This is a genomic window from Croceicoccus sp. BE223 (genome assembly GCF_031457155.1).
In the GTDB taxonomy this organism is placed as follows: Bacteria; Pseudomonadota; Alphaproteobacteria; order Sphingomonadales; family Sphingomonadaceae; genus Croceicoccus.
Window position 1 is genome coordinate 210584 of the sequence record NZ_JAVDWB010000006.1, and the last position, 23780, is coordinate 234363.

A 23780-nucleotide genomic window follows, 5' to 3' on the forward strand; every position below is an offset into this window, starting at 1 on the left:
CGACATGATCACCGAGGGGGCCGGTTGCCAGGCGCAACCGGCCCCTTTTCGCATCCATCTGCCCGATTGCCCTCGGCTTCGATCCATGGTCCATAGTCGTGGTGAGCAGCGCCCTTCCCTCTGTCCTCATCACCGGCGCTGCACGGCGCCTTGGCGCCACGATGGCCCGCCGCTTTGCCGCCGAAGGGTGGCACGTCGTGATTCATCATCGCGATTCGTTCGAAGAGGCCGAGACGCTCGCCGCGTCGCTCCCCAGTGCCGAGACGATCGCCTTCGATCTGGCCGACCGATCCGCGATCACCTCTGCCGTCGATGCCCTTGCCGCGCGGCTGCCGGATTGGCGGGCGCTGGTGAACTGCGCGTCGGTCTTCGAACTCGATACCGCCGCCCGGACCGACGATGCCGTCTTCGGGGAGGCGATGGCAGTCAATGCCCGCGCGCCCGTCTTGCTGGCCCAGGCCTTTCTCGCGCAGGCCCGCGCCGCCGGCGGGCGCACGGTCATCAACGTGATTGATCAGAAGCTGGCGAACATGAATCCTGATTTCTTCAGCTACACGATGGCCAAGGCCGCGCTCGCCGCAGCGAGCGAGATGCTTGCCATCGCCTGCGAAAGAACGCCCGACCGCGTCCACGCGCTGCATCCCGGTGCAATGCTGCCCAGTTTCGACCAGGCCGAGGCCGAGCATGAAGCGAGCGGGCGGATGAACCTGCTTCGCCGGCTGACCCAGCCAAGGGAACTGGCCGATGCGGCGCTGTTCCTCGCGGGCGGCACGCTCGCCAACGGACAGGCGATCTTCGTCGATTCCGGACAGCACCTGATGACGCAGGTTCGCGACGTGCTGTTTCTGGCCCGCGAACAGGGCTGAAGCCCGGCTTGCAATCGGCCGGGAACGCGGGTTTACATTCCGGCCATGAGTGCAACCGACCGTATTCTCGCCCGTTTCTTCGCCAGCACCGTCAGCAAGGGTACGCTCGAAGTTCACTATGCCAGCGGGCGCGTCGACCGCTTTGGCCACCAGTCGCCGGGGTTCGAGGACCTTTCGATCCGCCTCGCCGAAGGGGCCGCGCGCCAGATCCTGACCGATCCGCGGCTGGGCGCGGCCGAAGCCTACATGGACGGCAAGCTGACCATCGAGGGCGGCGGCATCATGGAACTGATTCACCTGCTGCGCGCCAACCAGCCGTGGGACCGGGCACAGGGCCTTCGCCCGCCCACCATGCTGCGCCGCATTCGCAACCGCCTCGATTTCCTGCGCGCCGCCACGAACCGTGCGCAAAGCGCGAAATCGAACGTCGCACACCACTACGACATAGGCAACGATCTCTACACGCTGATGCTCGACACGCCGCACATGCAGTATTCCTGCGCCTACTGGGGCGACGGGGTCACCACGCTGGAACAGGCGCAGGAAGCCAAGCTCGCGCACATCGCCGCCAAGCTGGCGCTCGAACCGGGGCACAAGGTGCTCGACATCGGCTGCGGCTGGGGCGGAATGGCGATCTTCCTGGCCCAGCGGGCGGGCGTGCACGTCACCGGCATCACGCTGAGCGAGGAACAACTCGCCCTTGCCCGCAAGCGGGCCGAGGCGGCCGGCGTTGCCGACCTCACCCACTTCGAGCTGATCGACTATCGCGACCTGGCCAGATCGGGCCGCACATTCGACCGGGTGGTCTCGGTCGGGATGTTCGAGCATGTCGGCCAGCCGCAATTCGAAACCTATTTCCGTAGCCTCGGCAGCCTGATGCACCAGGACGGCGTCGCGCTGGTCCACACCATCGGACGCATGGGCAGGCCGGGCACGACGGACGCCTTCACCAACAAGTACATCTTCCCCGGCGGCTATATCCCGGCGCTCTCGGAAACCGTGGCGGCAAGCGAGAAGGTGCGCCTGATCGCCAGCGACGTCGAAACCCTGCGCGTCCACTACGCCAAGACGCTGCGTTGCTGGTATGCTCGCTGCATGGCCCATCAGGCGGAGATCGAGGCGATGTACGACCCCCGCTTTTTCCGGATGTGGACGTTCTATCTCTCGGGCGCGACCGCCGCTTTCGAGAACGGCGGCATGTGCAACTATCAGATCCAGTACGTGCGCGATCGCCACGCCCTGCCGCTGACACGCGATTACATGCTGCCGGCGGAGGCGAAACTGCTCGCCGGGCGCTGAATAGCCTTGCCGTAGCGGCATCGGGGACAAGAGAGTCTTGCGAACCGGGCGGCGCCCGCCTAACCGGCGCGCATGAGCGAATCCATCAAGAAAGTCGTCCTGGCCTACTCGGGCGGCCTCGACACCTCCGTCATCCTGAAGTGGCTGCAGGTCACCTACAACTGCGAGGTCGTGACCTTCACGGCCGACCTCGGCCAGGGCGAGGAGCTGGAGCCGGCGCGCAAGAAGGCGCAGCTGATGGGCGTGCCCGACGAACACATCTACATCGACGACCTGCGCGAGGAATTCGTCCGCGACTTCGTCTTCCCGATGATGCGTGCCAACGCCCGCTACGAAGGCGACTACCTGCTCGGCACCTCGATCGCCCGCCCGCTCATCTCCAAGCGGCTGATCGAGATCGCCCACGAGACCGGTGCCGATGCCATCGCACACGGCGCGACCGGCAAGGGCAACGACCAGGTCCGCTTCGAACTCTCGGCCTATGCCCTCGATCCCGACATCAAGGTCATCGCCCCGTGGCGCGAATGGGACCTGACGAGCCGCACCGCGCTGATCGCCTGGGCCGAACAGCACCAGATCCCGGTGCCGAAGGACAAGCGCGGCGAAAGCCCCTTCTCCACCGACGCGAACCTCCTGCACACCTCGTCCGAGGGCAAGGTTCTCGAGGATCCGTGGGAGGAGACCCCTGACTACGTCTATTCGCGCACGGTGAACCCGGAAGACGCGCCCGATACCCCCGAATACATCGAGATCGGTTTTGAGAAGGGCGACGGCGTGTCCCTCAACGGCGAGGCGATGTCGCCGGCGACCTTGCTGACCGCCCTCAACGAGCTGGGCCGAAAGCATGGGATCGGCCGGCTCGACCTCGTCGAGAACCGCTTCGTCGGCATGAAGTCGCGCGGCATGTATGAAACGCCGGGCGGCGAGATCTATGCCCGCGCGCATCGCGGCATCGAACAGATCACGCTCGATCGGGGCGCGGCTCACCTCAAGGACGAGCTGATGCCCAAGTATGCCGAACTGATCTACAACGGCTTCTGGTTCGCGCCCGAGCGCGAGATGCTTCAGGCCGCGATCGATCACAGCCAGGCGCCGGTCAACGGCACGGTGCGCCTCAAGCTTTACAAAGGCTCGGCCAGTGTCGTCGGCCGCAAGTCGCCGAACTCGCTCTATTCGGAACGCCACGTCACGTTCGAGGACGACGCCGGGGCCTACGATCAGAAGGATGCCGAGGGCTTCATCAAGCTCAACGCGCTGCGCCTGAAACTGCTATCCAAGCGGGGCCGCTGAACCGGCTCTCCCCGCGGCAACAGAACTGCCGGTTTCTTCTTCCGCGATAGCGAAGCCATCTCGCGAATGCGGCGCAGCCGGTCTCAATGACGGGTTTGTCCACCTTTGTCCACCGCCAAATCGGCGATCTGTGGATAACTTTTCGCGTCCCCGCTTGAACGACTCGCCCGCTAGGATCACCTTTCAGTTGTCGGAAGGGAACGAAGCTCTCCCCGGATCGAGCCGCAAGGCACCGAAAACCAAGGGAATTTCGAGAACGGACGATATGTCGGCGAATGCCGCGCAGTAAGGGGCGAACCAGCGTCCGGCGGACCTTTCGAGGGTCGCGGATGAGGAACGACCGGAGCGGCGAAAGGCGCGAAGGCATGACCGGGCTTCCCGGTGCGACATCGAAGGGAAGCCAAAACCCCTTGGGGCCATGGCCGAACGGAAATTGACGGACCACAACGGAAGGACGGTTTCGGATCGACCGAGACACGGAACGGGAGAAGAGAACGCTCTTCTTCGCCGGACCGACCCCCCGGATGATCCGGATGCCGGCGCGAGCGCCGGGCGACATAGGTTCGCGGGCCTGAGGGCTCGGGAATTGAAACGCCGGGCGCCAAGTTCCCCCTGGGACCACGCGTCGGTGAGAGTGGGGCCGGTAGCGATACCGGCCCCATTTGCTTTTTGCTGACCGTGGCGCGACTCGCCCCTCCAATTCTCGCCAGATTGCCCGACGCCGCGTGATTCGCGGTTCGATTGTGGCGAAAGTGGGACCAGCCGACACCAATTCACAGCTCCGTGGTGGTATAACACCGCCATGGACGGGACATCACTGCACCGCACCGTACGCCATCATCGCGTAGCTACCCGGACTGTCCGGATGCAGCGCCTGGCGTTCGCCTTCGCCTTCGCGGCCATCGCCCCGGCGACCGCCGCATGGGCCGTGTCCGACGACATGACCGTCGCGGAACCGGGCTTCCAGACCGACATCGCCTCACCCATCGCACGCCAGGCCTTGGTGCCCGCGGCACCGGTTCGCGTGGCCGCGCTTGCCGCCCCGGCGCCGGTAGTGGCCGAAGCGGAGGACGAGGCCGAGCCGATCGGCGCGGGCAATGCGAGCTGGTACGGCGCGCGTTTCGCCGGACGGCCCACGGCCAGCGGCGAGCGGTTCAACCCCGGCGGCTTTACCGCCGCGCACCGCACCCTGCCCTTCGGCAGCAAGGTCAAGGTCACCTCGCAGCGCACCGGGCAGTCGATCGTGGTCCGCATCAACGACCGCGGGCCGTTCCACGGCAACCGCCTGATCGACCTGTCCGAAGCCGCCGCCGACGCCATCGGGATCAAGGCGCGCGGGCAGGACCGGGTCGCCCTAACCCTCGTTTCGGACTGAGCGGGACTCGACCGGGCTTCAGGCGGCCGGGCTTCAGGGCGCCGCCGTCTCGCTCGCCTCGGCGGGGGTGGCGCTCGCCTCCATCTCCTCCACCTGGGCCGGGTCGATCGGGGAGCGCAGGTCCGCCGGCGCCGGTTTCGGCAAAAGACCTACTTGCGCCATGCACCAGCGCAGCTGCTCCATCGCCCGGTCGCGCTTGTCGCCCATCAGGTCGGCCATCGCCAGCCCCTCCTGCGCAAGGCGCGAGGTAGTGCATTCGCAAAGCTGGTTGCGGGTTTTGCTCGTCTTGGCGAGGTGGCCGACGGCATCCTTGCAGCTGACCACCTTTTCCACCCGCACCTTGTCCTGCAGGCCGGGCTGCGGATCGTCGCACGCCGCGGTTAGCGCCATCAGCGCGGCCACCGCCACCGCTCGTCCAACCCGTGCACCCGCCACCATCGCAATTCCTCCTGAACAGACTCCCTTCGCCTAGCGCGGGATGGTAAATTCCGGGTTAGCGCCGCATTCTGCGTCGGAAGTTGACGAAGTTGACACGCCCGGCGCGAAAGCGGACGCCGATGGAGATTCGAGCGCGGGATCTCCGGCCCCGTCGCGCAGTTCGGAGGCCGCCTCGGCCCAGTCGCCGGCCCAGGCTTCGGCCCATTCCTCGTCCGCATCGTCCTCGCTGCGCAGCCAGTCTCCGGTGCCGAGCCGGTCCAGCGCCGCGTCCCAGTCGGCGGCGACGCGCTCGACGACGTCGGGTTCGGTTTCGGCCAGGGCCTGCGCGGCGCGGTTGCGGTCGATCAGGGCGAGCAGCAGGCGATCGGAATAGACCCGCGTTTCGCCGACCAGTTCGCCGTGGTAGAAATGCTGGCGGACGGTGCCGTTGATGGCGCGGTCCCACGCCGCTTCCTCCAGCACGTGCGCGGCCATCGCGCGGGCCGCGTCCCACGCCTGGCGAAAGGCCCGCGCGTTGGAGCGGCGGCGCAGCGCATAGGCGGACTGCGCGCTCATCCCCACCCGGGCACAGGCCGCCCGCACCGACCCGCAATCGGCCAGCGCCTCGAGAAAGCCCCGCTGCCGCTCCAGCGTCCAGCCATCGGCCCGGGCGCGCAGGGCGACGGCTTCGGGCGCGACGGGTTCGGGCAGGTTCGGCGTGGCGGAGGGGGTGCGGGTCATCGGTTCACCTGTGCGGCTGGGAGCAGGGAACCGGTCTATTTATAGGGGATGGGGGCTGTAGGAAAGCAATTGGACTAGACATCCGTTGCTCCGCGGCGTGCTTACAGCTAGTTGGACGATAATGCCCGCATTAGACTGGATCACCATTAAAGGCTTCAAGAGCCTGAAGAGCGTCGAAAAGCTGAGGCTCCACGACGTCAATGTGATTATCGGCGCAAACGGTTCGGGAAAGTCAAATTTCATTTCCGCCTTCTCGTTCCTCCATGCCATTCGAGAGGGTCGTCTAGAGGAAACAGTGAAGCGCGGCGGGGGCGCCGATGAGTTTTTGTACTATGGGCGTAGCGAGACCGACGAGCTTGAGTTTCGTATCTCTTTTCAGGACGAGACTAACCAATACGAGATCAGGCTACTTGGTGACGATCGAAACCGCCTAGTCCCGTTCTCCGAAAGCGCATCATTTTGGGATAAAAGTCGTTACGACCAACCGTTCGGATTGCCGGTCGTTAGCAAGGAAGCCGAGGCGGGAATCAGTGAACCTCAGGCCCGCCCGGTGGCCCATTATGTTAGGCAGCATCTAGAAAAGTGGAGACTTTATCACTTTCACGATACTTCATCAGATGCCCCTTTGAAAAAAACTGCCGAACTTAATGATAACCGATTTCTTCGTCCAGATGGTTCAAACATCGCGGCCGTATTATATCTTTTAAAAGAGAAATTTCCCGATCACTACAAAAGAATTATTTCAACTATTCGCGATGTAGCTCCGTTTTTTGGTAGTTTCGTATTGGAACCTCTTGAGCTTAATGAAAATAAGTTGAATTTAGACTGGATTGAAAATGGCCACGATAAATTTATGTCGGCGGCATCATTCTCCGATGGCACCTTAAGGTTCATCGCGCTCGCGACCTTATTACTACAGCCAAGTATTTATAAGCCATCAGTTATCCTTATTGACGAGCCTGAACTTGGACTTCACCCCTATGCGCTCTCGGTGTTGGCTGGTCTGATTAGATACGCTTCAAAAACGAGCCAAATTATTATTTCAACCCAATCCGCCTTTCTGTTGGACAACTTCGAACCCGACGATGTTCTTGTCGCTGACAGGGTGGATGGAGCCACACAATTTTCCCGCTTGGAATCAGCCAAGCTCGAAGGATGGCTAGAAGATTACAGCCTTGGACAACTTTGGGAGAAAGCTGAGATTGGCGGACGGCCAAGACTAGGCAAAAGTTATGACTAGGCTCCTTGTCCACGTAGAAGGACAAACCGAAGAAACCTTTGTAAATGTGGTTTTAGCGCCTCATTTATACAATCTAGGCTACAAGTCGGTTGGAGCGAGATTGTTAGGCAATGCTCGAAATCGTTCAAGAAGAGGGGGTATAAAGAGTTGGGACGTAGTCTACTCTGATGTTTCGAGGCATCTAAAAGAAGACACAGAATGCTTCGCAACAACTATGGTAGACTATTATGCTTTGCCAAATACATGGCCTGGTCGCAATTCAGTTGGCAATCCATCTGAGAAATCAGTCTCTATTAGAACGGCCCTATCCGCAGATTTTGAAACTCGTTCCAATATCGTAGGTCGATTTTTGCCATTCGTTATGATGCACGAATTTGAGGCTCTACTGTTTTCGGATTGTAGTACTTTTGCTCATTCACTCGGATTCGCCAGCAAAGCACCTCAACTGCAAGAGATCAGGTCTCAGTTTGAGACCCCAGAGCATATTAACGATTCGCCCGAGACTGCTCCGTCGAAGCGCGTGCAAGCAATCATCAATAATTATGACAAAGTCCTTTTTGGCAACATTGCAGCCTCTGAAATCGGTCTTCAAACTATATGTGAGCAATGCCCTAGTTTTGGAGCTTGGATATATTCATTGGAACTACTTGCCCCTTAAATCTAACCGATATCCGCCAAAACTATCATACCATCCTAAATTTATTTCCCCAACATCCCCGCCAAGTACCCCCCCGTAAAGCTGCGCTCGTTCTTCGCGACCTGCTCCGGCGTTCCTTCGGCGACGACCTCGCCGCCGCGGACGCCGCCTTCGGGGCCCATGTCGATGATCCAGTCCGCCGTCTTGATGACGTCGAGGTTGTGTTCGATCACCACCACCGAATTGCCCTGCTCGACCAGGCGGTGAAGCACTTCCAAGAGCTTGCGCACGTCCTCGAAGTGCAGGCCGGTGGTCGGTTCGTCGAGGATGTAGAGCGTCTGCCCGGTGGAGCGGCGGGAGAGTTCCTTGGCGAGCTTGACCCGCTGCGCCTCTCCGCCCGACAGCGTCGTCGCCTGCTGCCCGACCTTGACGTAGCCCAGCCCCACCTCGTTCAGCATGTGCATCTTGTCGCGGATCGGCGGCACGGCCTTGAAGAACTCCTCCGCGTCCTCGATCGTCATGTCGAGCACGTCGGCGATCGAGTGGCCCTTGAACTTCACCTCCAGCGTTTCGCGGTTGTAGCGCTTGCCGTGGCATTCCTCGCACGTGACGTAGACGTCGGGCAGGAAGTGCATCTCGATCTTGATCAGGCCGTCGCCCTGGCACGCCTCGCACCGGCCGCCCTTGACGTTGAAGCTGAAGCGCCCCGCCTTGTACCCGCGCGCCTGCGATTCCGGCAGGCCCGCGAACCAGTCGCGGATCTGGGTGAAGGCGCCGGTGTAGGTGGCCGGGTTCGACCGCGGGGTGCGGCCGATGGGGGACTGGTCGATCTCGATCACCTTGTCGCAGTGTTCGAGGCCGGTGATCCTGTCGTGCGCGCCGGCGACGACCCGCGCCCCGTTCAGCGCCCGCGCCGCGCCGGCGTGGAGCGTGTCGATGGTGAAGCTCGACTTGCCGCTGCCCGATACGCCGGTGACGCAGGTAAAGGTGCCGAGCGGGATCGCGGCGGTCACGTCCTTCAGGTTGTTGGCCCGCGCGCCGTGGACGGTGAGCGTCTTGCCGTTGCCCTTGCGGCGCGTGGCCGGCACCTCGATCCGCCGGGTGCCGTTGAGGTAGGCGGCGGTGAGCGAGGCCTTGGACTTCAGCACCTGTTTCAAGGTGCCCTGCGCGACGATCTCGCCGCCGTGGACGCCCGCGCCGGGGCCGAGATCGACCACGTAGTCGGCGGTGCGGATCGCGTCCTCGTCATGCTCCACCACGATGACCGTGTTGCCGAGATCGCGCAGCCGCTTCAACGTTTCGAGCAGGCGGTCGTTGTCGCGCTGGTGCAGGCCGATGGAAGGCTCGTCGAGGACATAGAGCACGCCCGACAGCCCGCTGCCGATCTGGCTGGCAAGGCGGATGCGCTGGCTCTCTCCGCCGGACAGGGTGCCGCTGGTCCGGTCGAGGTTGAGGTAGTCGAGCCCGACGTTGTCGAGGAATCCCAGCCGCTCGTTGATTTCCTTGAGGATGGCGCGGGCGATCTGGTTCTGGGTGTCGTTCAGCTTGTCCGGCAGCGCGAGGAACCAGCCCTTGGCGTCGGCGACGCTCATCTTGGTGGGGGTGGCGATGTCGGTGGCGGCGATCTTGACCGCCAGCGCCTTTTCGTTGAGCCGCTTGCCGTCGCACACTTCGCACGGCTGCGCGGTCTGGTACTTGCCCAGCTCCTCGCGCATCCAGGCGCTCTCGGTCTGCAGCATGCGGCGGTTGAGGTTGCCGATGACGCCCTCGAACGGCTTCTTGACGGTGTATTCCTTGCGCCCGTCCTTGAAGGTCAGCGGCACCGGCTTGCCGGCCGTGCCGTGGAGGATGACGACCTTCACCTCGCCCGAAAGCTCGTCCCACGGCGTGTCGAGGCCGAAGCCGAATTCCTTCGCCAGGCTGGCCAACACCTGCATGTAGTAGGGGGACGGCGGGTTCGACTTCGCCCAGGGAACGATGGCGCCCTTCTTCAGCGAGAGGTGCTCGTTGGGCACGACCAGCTGCGGGTCGAACAGCAGCTTTTCGCCCAGCCCGTCGCAGGCGGGGCAGGCCCCCTGCGGCGCGTTGAACGAGAACAGGCGCGGCTCGACCTCCTCGATCGTGAAGCCGCTGACCGGGCAGGCGAACTTTTCGCTGAAGACGATGCGGTTGGCGGGAAGCCCTGCGCCCTTCATCTGGCCGCCGGTGACATTGCCGCCCGCGCCGGCGCTCCGCTCGGCCTCGCCCTCGCGCCCCGGTACGACGCCGTCGGCAAGATCGACATAGGCGAGGCCCTCGGCCAGCTTCAGCGCCTGTTCGAAGCTGTCGGCCAGCCGCGTCTCGATCCCCGGCTTCACCGCGATGCGATCGACCACGACTTCGATGTCGTGCTTGTACTTCTTGTCGAGCGCAGGCGCTTCCTCGATCAGGTACATCTCGCCGTCGATGCGCACGCGCTGGAAGCCGGCTTTCTGCCATTCGGCCAGTTCGCGCCGGTATTCGCCCTTGCGCCCGCGCACCACCGGGGCCAGCAGGTAGGCGCGCGTCCCTTCGGGCAGGGCCATGACGCGGTCGACCATGTTCGACACCGTCTGCGCCTCGATCGGCAGGCCGGTGGCGGGTGAATAGGGCACCCCGACCCGCGCCCAGAGCAGGCGCATGTAGTCGTAGATCTCGGTCACCGTCGCGACGGTGGAGCGCGGATTGCGGCTCGTCGTCTTCTGCTCGATGCTGATCGCGGGGCTGAGCCCGTCGATGTGTTCGACATCGGGCTTCTGCATCATCTCGAGGAACTGGCGCGCATAGGCCGAGAGGCTCTCAACGTAACGGCGCTGCCCTTCGGCATAGATCGTGTCGAAGGCGAGGCTCGACTTGCCCGAGCCGGACAGCCCGGTGATCACGATCAGCGCATCGCGCGGCAGATCGATGTCGATGCCCTTGAGATTATGCTCGCGCGCGCCGCGCACGGAGATCGTGGTCAGTGCCATGATGCAGCGTGTTCCATTTTTGTTCTGTCGTGTAAAGAGGCCGCGCGGGGGCGTCCGCAGTGGCGTGATGTGGGTATCGGCGGGAATGATCACAACCGCCGATCTGCGCATGCCGGGATTCGCGACGACGTTGCGCGGCGATCTGGCCCCGCGCGCGGCGATCGGGCAAAAGCTGCGGCCATGTCGCACCGTCTCTTCGTCGCCGTCCGCCCCAGCGAACCGGTCATCGATGCCCTGATCGACATGATGGACGGGGTGGAGAACGCCCGCTGGCAGGACGAGACGCAGCTTCACCTGACCTTGCGCTACATCGGCGAGGTCGACACCCCGCTGGCCGAGGACATCGCCGCCGCACTGGGCCGGGTGCGCGCCGCGCCCTTTGCGCTGACCCTGCGCGGCGTCGGGCATTTCGCGCGGGGCGATTGGCCAAGCGCGATCTGGGCCGATGTCGCGGCCAGCCCCGAACTGGCGGCGTTGCAGAAGAAGGTGGAGCGAGCGCTGGTCATGGCCGGGTGCGCGCCCGAGACCCGTCGCTTCACGCCGCATGTGACACTGGCGCGGCTGAACCGTTCATCCGGGCTGGTGGGGCCGTGGCTGGCGGCGCATGGCGGCCTTTCGGCAGGGCCGATGCGGGTCGACCACCTGACCCTGTACGAAAGCACGCTCACCCGCTCCGGCTCGCACTACGAACCGGTGGTGCGCTATGCGCTGCGGGCCTGATCCTCAGGCCTTGAGATCGACCTCTGCGACCACCTCGTCGCGCAACAGGCAGGTATAGCGCAGCACCGTCATCGCCTCGCGCAGCGGCACCAGTTCCGCCGCGGCATAGCGTTCGCAGGCGGCGCGGCAGGCTGCCGCATCATGCGCGGTATCCTGCATCATCGGCACGTCGGTCATCGTGTCGCTGGTGAGGCGAAGGGTGCAGTCGATCGCGGCGACCGCGCGGACATCGACGGGCCGCGGCGCTTCTCCCGCAAGAACGGGCGGCGGTGCAAGCGCCAAGGAGGCGATAGCGGCGAAGGCGGCGGCGAAGGCGGCGGCGGGACGCGGGCGGATCATGGAGCGCAGTCTGCCCGTTCGCCCCGCCCGCTTCAAGCGCCCTGCACGCCTCAACCGCCCTGCACGCTTCAAGCGCCTTGCCCGAAGGCGAGCGCGCGGCGGCCCGGTTCGCCGAGCCAGTGCGCCTCGACCTGCCAGACCCGCCCGATCAGCGCTTCGGTCAGCGTCGACAGGGGAGCCCCGTCGCCGACCACCCGGCCCCGGTCGAGCACCAGGACCCGGTCGGCATGGTTCATCGCCGCGGCGAGATCGTGCATGACGACGACAACGCCCCGGCCCCGCCGCGCCTGATCGGCAAGGCAGGCGGCCAGCCGCTGCTGATGCGCGAGGTCGAGGCTGGCGAGCGGTTCGTCGGCGAGGATCCAGTCCGGCTCTCCCGCCAGCACCCGCGCCATGAAGGCCCGCGCCCGCTCCCCGCCCGACAGGTTGGAGACGGGGCGATCGGCAAGATCGGCCAGCTCCATCGCGGCAAGCGCGGCATCGACGGCGGCACGGTCCGCTTCCCGGCTCGCCCGCGCGAGCCGCCCGGGCACCGAGCGCCACGGCAGGCGGCCCAGTTCGACAAGGGTGCGCACCGACACGTCCCACGCCGCTTCGGCCCGTTGCGGCAGGAAGCCGATGGCGCGCGCCCGTTCGCGCGCCGGGATCGCCGCGATGGGCCGCTCGGCCAGCAAAGCTTCGCCTTCGAAGGGCAGTAAGGCGGCAAGCGCGGCGAGCAGGCTCGATTTGCCTGCGCCGTTGGGTCCGCAGATCGCGGTGAGTTCGCCGGGGCGCAGGGCGAAACCGGCGTCGCGCACCACGTCGCGCCCGCCGCGCCGGACGGTCAGGTCGCGCGCGACGATCATGCCAGCTCCCTCCGCATCCGCAGCAGGAGCGCGAGGAAGAACGGCGCGCCGAGCAGCGAGAGCGCGATGCCGAGCCGCAGCTCGCTGGCGAGCGGCAGCAGGCGGCAGGCCGTGTCGGCGACCAGCACCAGCAAGGCTCCGGCCAGGGCGCTGGGCACGAGCAGGCTCGACGGGCGGCGATCGGTGAAAGGGCGCACCAGATGCGGCACCATCAGGCCGACGAAGCCGACGATGCCCGCCACCGCCACCCCCGCCCCGACGACGAGGCCGATCCCGGCGACGATCTGCCAGACGAGACGCCGTGCCTCCACCCCCAGCGACAGCGCCGCCTGCTCGCCCAGCATGAGCGCGTCGAGCAGCGGGCCGATGCGCCACAGGATGACGAGGCCCGCCGCGGTAAGCGGCGCGGCGACGGCGACATCGGCCCAGCTGCGATCCGCGATGGCGCCCATCAGCCAGGTCACGATCTCGCTGGTGGCGAAGGGGTTGGGCGACAGCGAAATGGCGAGGCTGGTGAGCGTGCCGGCAAGGCTCGCGATCATCAGGCCCGCCAGCGTGAAGAGCGCGATGCCGCCGGTCCGCCCGGCGATCAGCGCCAGCAGCGCCATCGCCCCCGCCGCGCCCGCCAAGGCCGCGGCGGGCAGGACGAACGGCACCGCCGCCATGCCCAGAAACAGGGTCAGCACCGCGCCGAATGCGGCGGCGGGCGCGATGCCGAACAGGCCGGGATCGGCCAAGGGATTGCGCAAGTATCCCTGCATCGCCGCGCCGGCTCCGCCCAGCCCCGCGCCGACGATCACCGCGAGCAGGGCGCGCGGCAGGCGCAACTGGGCCAGGATCGCGGCGGCATGCGGCACGGTGCTGTCGAGCGGATCGATCCACACCCGCCCCGCCAGCAGCGACAGCGGCAGGACCACGGCGATGGCGAGAAGGAGGGCGAGGTTGAGCCGCATCAGCGCAGGACCTGTTGGCGGATGGCGGCCATGCGGGCGGCGGCGCGGGGGATGGTCGGCCCGCCGCAGAAGGTCAGCGCCGGATCGAGCGGCACCCGCATCGTCGCCGGGGCAAGCGACGCGAGAGCGGGATGCTCCATCATCCGCCCGCCGCCCGCGACCATCAGCACGCGCGGCGGATTGGCCAGAACGTCCTCCAGCGGGACGACCGAACCCTGCCCCAGCCCGCGCCCGGCGCTGAAATTGGCAAAACCGGTGTGGGCCAGAAGATCGGAAACCAGCGTCGTTTCGCCCGGAACGATGCCGCCGCCCTGCCAGATCATCGCCGGGATCGGTGCGGCCCCGACCGGCGGCGCGGCAGCGGCGAGCGCGCGGTCGATCTGCGCGACCATCGCCTCTCCCGCAGCCTTGCGCCCGGTCAGCGCCGCCAGGTCGCGCACTTGCGCCCGCGCATCGTCGACCGACGCGATCGAACCGGTCTTGACGACGCGAAACCCCATGCGAACCAGCGCCTGCTCGGTCGCGGGCGGCAGGAAGGTGCCCGCGATCACCACATCGGGGGCGAGCGCGGCAACCTCCTCCGCCGAGCCCGAGATGCCGGCAAACCGGCGCGCAAGGGTGAGGTCCATCGAGGTCGAGGCGGGGTCCTGGCTGTAATGCGAGACCGCGACGAGCCGGTCCGGCGCGATTTCGGCAAGGATCGCGTCGGCGCAGGGGTTGAGCGACACGATGCGCAGCGGCTCCGCCCCGCCGCCACTGCCGCCGCCACCGCCACCGCCGCCACTGCCGCCAACTGCGCCGGGCGCGCAGGCGCAGGCCAACAGCATCGCCGCCATGCCCGCCACCTTCGCGCCAATGTGCATCCTCAGCGCCCCCCGCTCACATCCGGACCCGCGCGCCCACATACGCGCCGCGACCGCCGGTGTTGTAGCCCGCCGTCGTCTCGTACCCGGCATCGAAGAGGTTTTCGACCCGCCCGTAAAGCTCGACCGGACCGACCGGGACCGAGGCGCGCAGATCGACCGCCTCGTAGCCGTCCAGCCGCACGAATTCGCCGCGATCGTCGAAGGCGTCGCCGACCAGTCGCGCATCGGCGCCAAGCTCGACGCCCAGCGGCGTGGCCCAGTCGACGCTGGCGGTCAGGGCATGGCGCGGACGGCGATTGAGGTCGTTGCCTTCGTAGAGGCCGCCTACGGTGCGGTCCTTCGCTTCGGTATAGGAATAGACGAGGCCGGTGCGCCAGCGATCGGACGGGCGCGCCGCCAGTTCCAGCTCCGCCCCCTGCGCGCGCGCCCTGCCGATGTTGTAGTAGACGTAGTTCGTCAGGTCGAAGTCGATGAGGTTGCGGCTGTCGCGGCGGAACAGGGAGACCGCGGCGAAGAAACTTTCGGCGCGGCTGCCCTTTTCGAGGCCGACGTCGAAGCCCTTGCTGGTTTCGGGCTGCAGTCCGAGATCGCCGTAATAAAGGCTGTAGAGCTGGTAGAGCGAGGGCGCCTTGAACCCTTCTCCGTAGCTCGCCCGCAAACGCAGGTCCGCCGCGAAGCGGACCGCGCCGTTCGCGCCGAAGGTCCATTCCCCGCCGAACAGCGAGTGATCGTCATAGCGCGCGCCCGCCGCCAGGGTGGCGACCGGGGTGTAGAAACCGAGCATGGCATGGCCGCTGGCGGTGCGGGCCTTGCGCGTCGCGCCCTCGTCCTCGAACCGGGTCCATTCTCGGTCGGCACCGAAATCGAGGCGGATCGGCCCGGCGAGGCGATACTGCCCGAACAGCTCGGCACGGTCGGCACGGCCGTCAGTGGCGTAGACCCCGTTCTCGTACCAGACGTAGCTCTCGCCCGAATAGACGCGTTCCGTCTGCGAACGCGCATATCCGCCGCGAAGCGTCAGCGCATCGCCGAGATATTCGAACCCGACGCGGCCCGACTTCTCCTTGGTGTCCTGCACGTCGTGGGTATCAGCAAAGGCGTAGAGCGGCGCGGGGTAGCCGTCCTGTCCGACCTTGCCGTCGGCATAGCGGGCGTTGGCGACGAGCGCGAAGCCGTCGGCCAGCGCGTAACGCGCCCGCCCGGTCACCTGCCACTGGCGAAACCCGTCCTTCTCGGTCCCGACGCTGGCGGCGCTGTAGCCGTCGCTGTCCATGTAGCTGCCGGAAATACCCGCCTCCAGCGCACCGGTCCGCACGCCGCCGCCGAGCGTGGCGTAGACCGTGTCGTGGCTGCCGTATTCGCCGCTGGCGAAGAGGCCGTCGGCGACGCGGCTCGACAGGTTCATCACCCCGCCCATCGCGTCAGATCCCCAGACGACCGAGTTCGGCCCGCGCAGCAGCTCGATCCGCTCGATGTCACCGGCCAGCACGTTGCCGAAATCGAACCCGCCGCCGGGCGCGGCGACGTCGTTGACCTTCACCCCATCGATCAGGACGAGGAGCTGTTCCGAGGACGCGCCGCGCACCCGCACCCCGGTGAAGCTGCCGAGGCCGCCGTTGCGGCTGATCGCGGTGCCGGGCAGGCGCTGCAGCACGCGGGTCAGGTCGGGCCCCTGCACGCTCTCGATCTCGTCGAGGCCGATGACGCTGACCGGCTGGCCGGTCTCTGCGATGTCGATCGGGATGCCGGTGGCGACGACGACGATCGCGCCGGGGTCGGCCGCGGCGGGCATCGCCTCGGCATAGGCGATCGACGGATCGTAGGCGGTATCGTCCTGGGCCTGGGACTGGGACTGAGCCTGCGCGGCCAGCGGCGAAAGCGCCGTGGCGGAAACGAGGACGCTGGCAAGAAGAACGGTCTTGGTACGCAAGATAAGGGACTCCCGTCATGAACGAACACGTCGCTCACGGCGGGAAAAGCGCCTCATCGCGCCTTGCCTGCTGCCACCGGTACACCCCGCCCGACGACTGGAACGACCGTTGCGGGCAGGTCTCCTGGCTCCCGGATCGTCATGCGCCCTCACCTTCCCGGACCAACGTCCAGTGGCGTATCGAGAACGCACTACCCGGTTACAGTTGCGGGGGCAGCGCCGGCCTGGAACGGACCCGTGACAGGACCGTTCGCACCGGACTTCCCTCTTAGCGCCCGCCGCTTGCGGCGACAGGCGAACCCGTAACGTCGCCGGCCCCTTAGGACCATTGCGGCAACGAGGCAAGCGGCGCTCGGCAAGATGCGGCACAGCGCCCTCTTGCTATTGCGAACTGATTGCAAAGATACTTGGTCGCCCTGTCCTTTTGGCGGTTGCAATCCCTATCCCGGGGGCTTAGGGCCGTGCCCCGAACCCCGCCGTGGCGCACGAATTTCTGCGGGCCGCCGCCGCGTGCTGAAACTGCTGTTACGCGAATTCGCCCGCGACGCGACTGTGAATGCGACACGAAGGGAGGCCCATACGATGGCACGCAAGAAGATTGCCCTGATCGGTGCAGGCATGATCGGCGGCACGCTCGCCCATCTCGCCGCGAAGAAGGAAATGGGCGACATCGTCCTTTTCGACATTGCCGAAGGCATGCCGCAGGGCAAGGCGCTCGACCTGGCGCAGTGCGGCCCGATCGAAGGCTTCGACGCCGCCATCAAGGGCACCAACGACTATGCCGACATCGCCGGCGCCGATGTCGTGATCGTCACCGCCGGCGTGCCGCGCAAGCCGGGCATGAGCCGCGACGACCTGCTCGGCATCAACCTCAAGGTGATGAAGTCGGTCGGCGAAGGCATCAAGGCCCACGCGCCCGACGCCTTCGTGATCTGCATCACCAACCCGCTCGACGCGATGGTCTGGGCGCTGCGCGAATTCTCGGGCCTGCCGCACAACAAGGTCGTCGGCATGGCCGGCGTGCTCGATTCGGCCCGCTTCGCCACCTTCCTCGCCTGGGAATTCGGCGTTTCGGTGAAGGACGTGAACGCGTTCGTTCTGGGCGGCCACGGCGACACCATGGTCCCCGTGCTCGAATACTCGACGGTCAGCGGCATCCCGGTCACCGACCTCGTCAAGATGGGCAAGTCGTCAAAGGAACGCCTCGACGAGATCGTGCAGCGCACCCGTTCGGGCGGCGGCGAGATTGTCGGCCTGCTCAAGACCGGCTCGGCCTACTACGCGCCCGCCACGTCGGCCATCGCGATGGCCGAGGCTTACCTGGGCGACCAGAAGCGCATCCTGCCCTGCGCGGTTTATGTCGACGGGCAGTACGGCCTCGACGGCCTCTATGTCGGCGTGCCGGTGGTGATCGGCGCGAACGGCGCCGAGGAAGTCATCGAGATCGCTCTCGACGACGAGGCGAAGGGCAACTTCCAGGTCTCGGTCGACGCGGTCAGGGAACTGCTCGTGGCCTGCAAGGGCATCGAGCCCAGCCTCGGCTGACGCAGTCCTTCGTGCGCGCCCTTTCCCTCCCCGCGCTGGCGACCCTGATGGCCCTTCCCGCCCCGGCAACGGCGCAGGACGGGGCCTATCCGGTCGCAGAGGTCCATGCCGCCTTCCGCGAGGCGTGCGGCACGGTGCCCGACTGGTCGGGCACCGTCGACCATGTGGCCGGGGCGGGATGGCAGCGCACGGATGCCGCGGGGGTTCCTGCGCTGACCGGTTTCCTCGATTTCGCCGAAAAGTCCGGCAAGGCCGCCGTCGCCGATGAAGGCGGCGCCCTCTCGCCGGTCGGCGTGTTCACACGATCCGTCGCAGGCGAAGCGCTGGCCATCGTCGTCACCGAAGTCACGATCCACGGCGGGCGCGTCACCGGCTGCCGCCTGTTCGATGCGGGCGAGACGCGCGACGCGGGCAAGGATGCCATCGTCGCACTGATCGGTCGGCAACCGGCCAGCGAACTGCTGCGCGAGGGCAATACCATCGTCAAGTTCGAGGCCCCCGCGCCAGGCATCGACAGCTTCGACTACTACTTCATCCCGGCGGGCAGTCCGCTGGAGGAAATGGTCCATTTCAACGGGCTGGCCATGAAGATCGACACGATCGGCCCGGCCCGCGAAGCCGCATCCAAATCATCAGTCGCTCAAGATCAATCCAGAGAGGGGAAATAGAATGTCCATCCTCGTCGACAAGAATACCAAGGTCATCACCCAGGGCATGACCGGCGCCACCGGCACGTTCCACACGCAGCAGGCGCTCGACTACGGCACCCAGATGGTCGGCGGCGTGACCCCCGGCAAGGGCGGCACGACCCACATCGGCCTGCCGATGTTCAACTCGGTCGCCGAAGCCAAGGACGCGACCGGCGCGACCGCTTCGTGCATCTACGTCCCCCCCAAGTTCGCGGCGGATTCGATCATCGAGGCGATCGACGCCGAGATGGAGCTGATCGTCGCCATCACCGAGGGCATTCCGGTGCTCGACATGGTCAAGGTCAAGCGCCGCCTCGAAGGTTCGAAGTCGCGCCTGATCGGCCCGAACTGCCCCGGCGTGCTGACGCCCGGCGAATGCAAGATCGGCATCATGCCCGGCTCCATCTTCAAGAAGGGCTCGGTCGGCGTCGTCTCGCGCTCGGGCACGCTCACCTATGAAGCGGTGTTCCAGACCACCAACATTGGCCTCGGCCAGACCACCGCGGTCGGCATCGGCGGCGACCCGGTCAACGGCACCAACTTCATCGACGTGCTCGAACTGTTCCTGGCGGACGACGAGACGAAGTCGATCATCATGATCGGCGAGATCGGCGGCTCGGCCGAAGAGGAAGCGGCGCAGTTCCTGAAGGACGAAGCCAAGCGCGGTCGCAAGAAGCCGATGGTCGGCTTCATCGCGGGCCGCACGGCGCCTCCGGGCCGCCGCATGGGCCACGCCGGCGCGATCGTCTCGGGCGGCCAGGGCGGCGCCGAGGACAAGATCGCGGCGATGGAGGAAGCGGGCATCCGCGTCTCCCCCTCGCCGTCGCTGCTGGGCGAGACGCTCGACGCGCTGCTCAAGGAAATGGCCTGAACGACCGCGGCGCGGCGGGTGGTCCCTCAACCCCCGCCACGCCGCACCGACACGCCTGAGCCGGAATTGCCGGCCAAATGCGGGTGACGAGAAATGGGTAAAGAGAACCAGTCCTTCCTTCCCGAGCTGGAGCCCGATGGCCCGCAGCCAGGCCCGTCGTGGGCGCGCAAGGGCTGGCCGCTCGACATGGGCGGCGCGGACGACCTGACCGCCTCGCTCGACCCCACCCGCATGCGCGCCGACATCGCGGTCGCGGCGCAGAAGAAGGGCACGGCGCTCGACCCCAAGGCGATCGAGGCGGCGTGCGACGATTCGGTGCGCGCCATGCTGCTGATCCGCACCTATCGCGTGCGCGGGCACCTGGCCGCCGATCTCGATCCGCTGGGCCTGTCGCACCGCGACCTTCCCGCAGACCTGACGCCCGAATGGCACGGCTTCGGTCCCGACGACCTCGACCGACCGGTCTACATCGGCGGCAACCTGGGGCTCGAGTGGACGACCGTGCGCGAGATGGTCGACATCCTGCGCGCCAACTACTGCGGCAAGGTCGGCCTCGAATACATGCACATCGCCGATGTCGAGGAGCGCCGCTTCCTGCAGGAGCGGATGGAGGGCAAGGACGCCTCGATCGACTTCACCCTGATGGGCAAGAAGGCGATCCTGCAGGCCGTCATCCGCGGCGAGCAGTACGAGAAGTTCCTCGGCAAGAAGTACGTCGGCACCAAGCGCTTCGGCCTCGACGGCGGCGAATCGATGATCCCCGCGCTCGAGGCGGTGATCAAGCACGGCGGCGCGTCCGGCGTGAAGGAAATCGTCTTCGGCATGGCCCACCGCGGCCGGCTCAACGTTCTCGCCAACGTGATGGGCAAGCCCTACAAGGTCATCTTCCACGAATTCTCGGGCGGCAGCGCCAACCCCGACGACGTCGGCGGCTCGGGCGACGTCAAGTATCACCTCGGCACCAGCACCGACCGCGACTTCGACGGCATCAAGGTTCACATGAGCCTGGTCCCCAACCCCTCGCACCTCGAGGCGGTGGACCCGGTCGTGCTCGGCAAGGTGCGCGCGCAGCAGCAGTTCCGCGACGACATCGGCAAGGGCAAGCACCAGACCGTGCTGCCGGTGCTGATCCATGGCGACGCCGCCTTCGCCGGCCAGGGCATCGTGTGGGAATGCCTCGGCTTCTCGGGCATCCGCGGCTACAACACCGGCGGCTGCATCCACTTCGTCATCAACAACCAGATCGGCTTCACCACCAGCCCGCAGTTCGCGCGTTCGTCGCCCTACCCGTCCGACGTGGCGAAGGGCGTGATGGCGCCGATCCTGCACGTCAACGGCGACGATCCGGAAGCGGTGACCTTCTGCTGCAAGCTGGCGATGGAATACCGCCAGAAGTTCGGCCGCGACATCGTCATCGACATGTGGTGCTACCGCCGCTTCGGCCACAACGAGGGCGACGAGCCCAGCTTCACCCAGCCGCTGATGTACAAGCAGATCCGCCAGCACCCCGGCGTCGCCTCGCTCTATGCGAAGCGGCTGATGGAGGAAGGCGCGATCGATGCCGGGTTCGAGGACGCCGCGATCGAGAGCTTCAACGCCCTGCTCGAGGACGAGTTCGAGGCGGGCAAGACCTACAAGGCGAACCAGGCCGACTGGTTCGGCGGGCGCTGGGCCGGGCTCAACAAGCCGGTCGACCCCGAAACCGCGCGGCGCAACATCGCCAGCGGGATCGAGGGCAAGCTGTTCGACAGCCTCGGCCGAACGCTGACCACCGTTCCCGACAGCGTGAAGATCCACAAGACGCTGCAGCGCGTGCTCGATGCCAAGCGCGAGATGTTCGACAGCGGCGTCGGCTTCGACTGGGCGACGGCGGAGGCGCTGGCCTTCGGCTCGCTGCTGGCCGAAGGGTTCGCGGTGCGCCTGTCGGGCCAGGATTCGGGGCGCGGCACGTTCAGCCAGCGCCACGCCGTCTGGACCGACCAGGAGACCGAAGCGAAATACATCCCGCTGTGCCAGGTGCCGCACGGCCATTTCGAGGTCTACGACAGCCCGCTGTCCGAATACGGGGTGCTCGGCTTCGAATACGGCTATGCCCTTGCCGATCCCAAGTCGCTGGTGCTGTGGGAAGCGCAGTTCGGCGATTTCGCCAACGGCGCGCAGATCATGATCGACCAGTTCATCGCCGCGGGCGAGGCCAAGTGGCTGCGCGCCAACGGCCTCGTCATGCTGCTGCCGCACGGTTACGAAGGCCAGGGGCCGGAACATTCGTCGGCGCGGCTCGAACGGTTCCTGCAACTTTGCGCGGGCGACAACATCCAGGTCTGCAACATCACCAGCCCGGCGAACTACTTCCACGTGCTGCGCCGGCAGATGCTGCGCTCGTTCCGGAAGCCGCTGATCATCATGACGCCCAAGTCGCTGCTGCGCCATCCGATGGCCCGGTCGGAGCGCGAGGAGTTCCTGGGCGAGAGCCACTTCCGGCGGATCGTGTCCGACACCAAGGACATCGCCGACGAGAACGTCGAGCGGCTGGTGCTCTGTTCGGGCAAGGTCGCCTACGACCTGATCGAGGCGCGCGACGCGGCGGGGCTGGACAACGCCTCGATCGTGCGGATCGAGCAGCTCTACCCCTTCCCCGGCGAACCGCTGGCGCTGCGCCTGTCGCGGATGAAGAACCTGAAGAAGGTGATCTGGTGCCAGGAAGAACCGAAGAACAACGGTTCGTGGTTCTTCGTCGAAAGCCAGATCGAGCAGGCGCTGGCAGAGGCCGGCGCGCCGGTCTCGCGCGCCCGCTACGCCGGCCGCGCCCCGGCGGCATCGCCCGCCACCGGCCTCGCCCGGCGGCATGTCGAACAGCAGAACGCGCTCGTTGCGGATGCCCTCGGCCTTTCGGTCGAGGACGTCATCGCCGCGCGCCAGAAATAAGCTCCCTAAGGACACCAAGCGATGAGCACCGAAGTCAAGGTCCCCGTTCTCGGCGAATCGATCACCGAAGCCACCGTCGGCGAATGGCTGAAGAAGCCCGGTGAGGCGGTGAAGCAGGACGAGCCCATCTGCAGCCTCGAGACCGACAAGGTCGCGATCGACGTCGGTGCGCCGACTTCGGGCGTGATGGGCGAACAGCTCGCCGCCGCCGGCGACACCGTCACCGTGGGCGCGGTCATCGCCACGATCACCGACGACGCCGGTGCCGGCGACCAGCAGGTGACCCCGCGCAAGGACGAAACCGCGTCCGTTCCCTCGCAGACCGTGCCCGAAGCGACAGACGACGACGCGGTCGTGCTGTCGCCCGCGGTGCGCCGCGCGGTGCTGGAACACGGCATCGACCCGACCACGGTCAAGGGCACCGGCAAGGACGGCCGCCTGACCAAGGAAGACGTGCTGGCCGCGGCCGAGGCAAAGAAGAGCGGCGCGCCTGCCGCCGCTGCCCCGGCCCCTGCCCCGGTCGCCGCGCCCGCCGGTGCGGGCCGCAATGTGGAACGGGTGAAGATGACCCGCCTGCGCCAGACGATCGCCAAGCGGCTGAAGAGCGCGCAGGACACCGCCGCGCTGCTCACCACCTTCAACGACGTCGACATGACCGCGGTCATGGAGGCGCGCGACAAGTACAAGGACCTGTTCGCCAAGAAGCACGACGTGCGCCTCGGCTTCATGGGCTTCTTCGCCAAGGCATCGTGCCTGGCGCTGAAGGACGTGCCGAGCGTCAACGCCCAGATCGAGGGCGACGAGATCCTCTACCACGATTTCGTCGACATCTCGGTGGCGGTCTCGGCCCCCAACGGCCTCGTCGTGCCGGTCGTGCGCGATGCCGACAAGAAGGGCTTCGCGCAGATCGAGAAGGACATCGCCGACTTCGGCAAGCGCGCCAAGGACGGCACGCTGACGATGGAGGACATGAAGGGCGGCACGTTCACCATCTCCAACGGCGGCGTGTTCGGCTCGCTGATGTCGACCCCGATCATCAACCCCCCGCAGAGCGCCGTGCTCGGCCTGCACCGGATCGAGGACCGCCCGGTCGTCGTCAACGGCGAGATCGTGATCCGCCCGATGATGTACATCGCGCTGTCCTACGACCACCGTATCATCGACGGGCGCGAGGCGGTGACCGCGCTGAAGATCATCAAGGACGCGATCGAGGATCCGACCCGGCTCCTGATCGATCTCTGAGCA

The 23780-nt window shown here is 66.3% G+C and carries 20 protein-coding genes and 1 riboswitch; of the genes, 12 read left to right on the top strand and 8 right to left on the bottom strand.

The features are described from left to right. Nucleotides 1-101: 101 nt before the first annotated feature. The 4 genes from J2X37_RS13370 to J2X37_RS13385 all read left to right on the top strand — a co-directional run bounded on the left by J2X37_RS13370 (nt 102) and on the right by J2X37_RS13385 (nt 4830). Nucleotides 102-866, top strand: a complete 765-nt coding sequence (locus tag J2X37_RS13370; RefSeq protein WP_310022110.1) for an SDR family oxidoreductase — start codon at nt 102-104, stop codon at nt 864-866. A gap of 45 nt (nt 867-911) precedes the next feature. After that, on the top strand, nt 912-2165 hold the full coding sequence (locus J2X37_RS13375) for a class I SAM-dependent methyltransferase (RefSeq protein WP_310022112.1): 1254 nt from the start codon (nt 912-914) through the stop codon (nt 2163-2165). A gap of 72 nt (nt 2166-2237) precedes the next feature. Beyond that, complete coding sequence (locus J2X37_RS13380; RefSeq protein WP_310022114.1) at nt 2238-3455, top strand: argininosuccinate synthase; 1218 nt, start codon at nt 2238-2240, stop codon at nt 3453-3455. Between the two features lie 865 nt (nt 3456-4320). Further along, nucleotides 4321-4830 (top strand): septal ring lytic transglycosylase RlpA family protein, encoded by a 510-nt coding sequence (locus tag J2X37_RS13385; protein ID WP_310022116.1) that lies wholly within the window; start codon nt 4321-4323, stop codon nt 4828-4830. A 33-nt stretch (nt 4831-4863) separates the two neighbouring features. Here J2X37_RS13385 and J2X37_RS13390 read toward each other — a convergent pair whose 3' ends face one another. Both J2X37_RS13390 and J2X37_RS13395 read right to left on the bottom strand, forming a co-directional pair. Continuing rightward, entirely contained in the window at nt 4864-5238 is a 375-nt protein-coding gene (locus J2X37_RS13390; RefSeq protein WP_310022118.1) for a hypothetical protein, read from the bottom strand. A gap of 60 nt (nt 5239-5298) precedes the next feature. Continuing rightward, complete coding sequence (locus J2X37_RS13395; RefSeq protein ID WP_310022120.1) at nt 5299-5988, bottom strand: hypothetical protein; 690 nt, start codon at nt 5986-5988, stop codon at nt 5299-5301. 121 nt (nt 5989-6109) lie between these two features. Between J2X37_RS13395 and J2X37_RS13400 the strand changes: the two genes are divergently transcribed. Both J2X37_RS13400 and J2X37_RS16560 read left to right on the top strand, forming a co-directional pair. After that, a complete protein-coding gene (locus J2X37_RS13400) occupies nt 6110-7228 on the top strand; it encodes an AAA family ATPase (RefSeq protein WP_310022123.1) in 1119 nt (372 codons plus the stop codon). Next, nucleotides 7221-7886, top strand: a complete 666-nt coding sequence (locus tag J2X37_RS16560; RefSeq protein WP_404979624.1) for a DUF4276 family protein — start codon at nt 7221-7223, stop codon at nt 7884-7886. The genes J2X37_RS13400 and J2X37_RS16560 overlap by 8 nt, the downstream gene beginning before the upstream one ends. A 41-nt stretch (nt 7887-7927) precedes the next feature. On the opposite strand, the gene uvrA is transcribed toward J2X37_RS16560, so the two are convergent. Beyond that, complete coding sequence (gene uvrA / locus J2X37_RS13405; protein WP_310022125.1) at nt 7928-10852, bottom strand: excinuclease ABC subunit UvrA; 2925 nt, start codon at nt 10850-10852, stop codon at nt 7928-7930. Between the two features lie 180 nt (nt 10853-11032). On the opposite strand from uvrA, the gene thpR reads away from it, so the two are divergent. Beyond that, nucleotides 11033-11572 carry an RNA 2',3'-cyclic phosphodiesterase gene (gene thpR, locus J2X37_RS13410; RefSeq protein ID WP_310022127.1) on the top strand — a complete coding sequence of 180 codons (540 nt, stop codon included), beginning with the start codon at nt 11033-11035 and terminating at the stop codon, nt 11570-11572. A gap of 3 nt (nt 11573-11575) precedes the next feature. Here the strand turns inward: thpR and J2X37_RS13415 are convergent, their stop codons facing one another. From J2X37_RS13415 to J2X37_RS13435, 5 genes are all read right to left on the bottom strand, one after another. Then, nucleotides 11576-11911, bottom strand: a complete 336-nt coding sequence (locus tag J2X37_RS13415) for a hypothetical protein (protein WP_310022130.1) — start codon at nt 11909-11911, stop codon at nt 11576-11578. 68 nt (nt 11912-11979) lie between these two features. Continuing rightward, on the bottom strand, nt 11980-12756 hold the full coding sequence (locus J2X37_RS13420; RefSeq protein WP_310022132.1) for an ABC transporter ATP-binding protein: 777 nt from the start codon (nt 12754-12756) through the stop codon (nt 11980-11982). Then, nucleotides 12753-13709 carry an iron ABC transporter permease gene (locus J2X37_RS13425; protein WP_310022134.1) on the bottom strand — a complete coding sequence of 319 codons (957 nt, stop codon included), beginning with the start codon at nt 13707-13709 and terminating at the stop codon, nt 12753-12755. Before J2X37_RS13425 ends, J2X37_RS13420 begins: the two co-directional genes overlap by 4 nt. Next, the gene (locus tag J2X37_RS13430) at nt 13709-14572 is read right to left on the bottom strand and encodes a helical backbone metal receptor (protein ID WP_310022136.1); all 864 of its coding nucleotides are present in this window, start codon (nt 14570-14572) and stop codon (nt 13709-13711) included. The genes J2X37_RS13425 and J2X37_RS13430 overlap by 1 nt, the downstream gene beginning before the upstream one ends. A gap of 16 nt (nt 14573-14588) precedes the next feature. Continuing rightward, nucleotides 14589-16505, bottom strand: coding sequence for a TonB-dependent receptor domain-containing protein (locus tag J2X37_RS13435; RefSeq protein WP_310022138.1), 1917 nt, complete (start codon nt 16503-16505; stop codon nt 14589-14591). A 96-nt stretch (nt 16506-16601) separates the two neighbouring features. Next, nucleotides 16602-16816, bottom strand: a riboswitch (cobalamin riboswitch). Between the two features lie 271 nt (nt 16817-17087). On the opposite strand from J2X37_RS13435, the gene mdh reads away from it, so the two are divergent. The 5 genes from mdh to odhB all read left to right on the top strand — a co-directional run bounded on the left by mdh (nt 17088) and on the right by odhB (nt 23777). Further along, nucleotides 17088-18050: a malate dehydrogenase gene (gene mdh, locus J2X37_RS13440; RefSeq protein ID WP_310022141.1), complete on the top strand. Its 963-nt coding sequence runs from the start codon at nt 17088-17090 to the stop codon at nt 18048-18050. A gap of 11 nt (nt 18051-18061) precedes the next feature. Further along, nucleotides 18062-18718: a hypothetical protein gene (locus J2X37_RS13445; RefSeq protein ID WP_310022143.1), complete on the top strand. Its 657-nt coding sequence runs from the start codon at nt 18062-18064 to the stop codon at nt 18716-18718. Between the two features lies 1 nt (nt 18719). After that, nucleotides 18720-19610, top strand: a complete 891-nt coding sequence (gene sucD / locus J2X37_RS13450) for a succinate--CoA ligase subunit alpha (RefSeq protein ID WP_310022146.1) — start codon at nt 18720-18722, stop codon at nt 19608-19610. Nucleotides 19611-19703: 93 nt separating this feature from the next. Beyond that, nucleotides 19704-22535, top strand: a complete 2832-nt coding sequence (locus tag J2X37_RS13455) for a 2-oxoglutarate dehydrogenase E1 component (RefSeq protein ID WP_310022148.1) — start codon at nt 19704-19706, stop codon at nt 22533-22535. 21 nt (nt 22536-22556) lie between these two features. Beyond that, nucleotides 22557-23777: a 2-oxoglutarate dehydrogenase complex dihydrolipoyllysine-residue succinyltransferase gene (odhB, locus tag J2X37_RS13460; protein WP_310022150.1), complete on the top strand. Its 1221-nt coding sequence runs from the start codon at nt 22557-22559 to the stop codon at nt 23775-23777. The last annotated feature ends 3 nt before the right edge of the window (nt 23778-23780 follow it).

What these genes read in the sequence shown, in the direction of transcription:
- J2X37_RS13375 (WP_310022112.1), top strand. Translation starts at nt 912, where the DNA reads ATGAGTGCAACCGACCGTATTCTCGCCCGTTTCTTCGCCAGCACCGTC.
- J2X37_RS13380 (WP_310022114.1), top strand. Translation starts at nt 2,238, where the DNA reads ATGAGCGAATCCATCAAGAAAGTCGTCCTGGCCTACTCGGGCGGCCTC.
- J2X37_RS13385 (WP_310022116.1), top strand. Translation starts at nt 4,321, where the DNA reads ATGCAGCGCCTGGCGTTCGCCTTCGCCTTCGCGGCCATCGCCCCGGCG.
- J2X37_RS13395 (WP_310022120.1), bottom strand. Translation starts at nt 5,988, where the DNA reads ATGACCCGCACCCCCTCCGCCACGCCGAACCTGCCCGAACCCGTCGCG.
- J2X37_RS13400 (WP_310022123.1), top strand. Translation starts at nt 6,110, where the DNA reads ATGCCCGCATTAGACTGGATCACCATTAAAGGCTTCAAGAGCCTGAAG.
- J2X37_RS16560 (WP_404979624.1), top strand. Translation starts at nt 7,221, where the DNA reads ATGACTAGGCTCCTTGTCCACGTAGAAGGACAAACCGAAGAAACCTTT.
- uvrA (WP_310022125.1), bottom strand. Translation starts at nt 10,852, where the DNA reads ATGGCACTGACCACGATCTCCGTGCGCGGCGCGCGCGAGCATAATCTC.
- thpR (WP_310022127.1), top strand. Translation starts at nt 11,033, where the DNA reads ATGTCGCACCGTCTCTTCGTCGCCGTCCGCCCCAGCGAACCGGTCATC.
- J2X37_RS13415 (WP_310022130.1), bottom strand. Translation starts at nt 11,911, where the DNA reads ATGATCCGCCCGCGTCCCGCCGCCGCCTTCGCCGCCGCCTTCGCCGCT.
- J2X37_RS13420 (WP_310022132.1), bottom strand. Translation starts at nt 12,756, where the DNA reads ATGATCGTCGCGCGCGACCTGACCGTCCGGCGCGGCGGGCGCGACGTG.
- J2X37_RS13425 (WP_310022134.1), bottom strand. Translation starts at nt 13,709, where the DNA reads ATGCGGCTCAACCTCGCCCTCCTTCTCGCCATCGCCGTGGTCCTGCCG.
- J2X37_RS13430 (WP_310022136.1), bottom strand. Translation starts at nt 14,572, where the DNA reads ATGCACATTGGCGCGAAGGTGGCGGGCATGGCGGCGATGCTGTTGGCC.
- mdh (WP_310022141.1), top strand. Translation starts at nt 17,088, where the DNA reads ATGGCACGCAAGAAGATTGCCCTGATCGGTGCAGGCATGATCGGCGGC.
- sucD (WP_310022146.1), top strand. Translation starts at nt 18,720, where the DNA reads ATGTCCATCCTCGTCGACAAGAATACCAAGGTCATCACCCAGGGCATG.
- J2X37_RS13455 (WP_310022148.1), top strand. Translation starts at nt 19,704, where the DNA reads ATGGGTAAAGAGAACCAGTCCTTCCTTCCCGAGCTGGAGCCCGATGGC.
- odhB (WP_310022150.1), top strand. Translation starts at nt 22,557, where the DNA reads ATGAGCACCGAAGTCAAGGTCCCCGTTCTCGGCGAATCGATCACCGAA.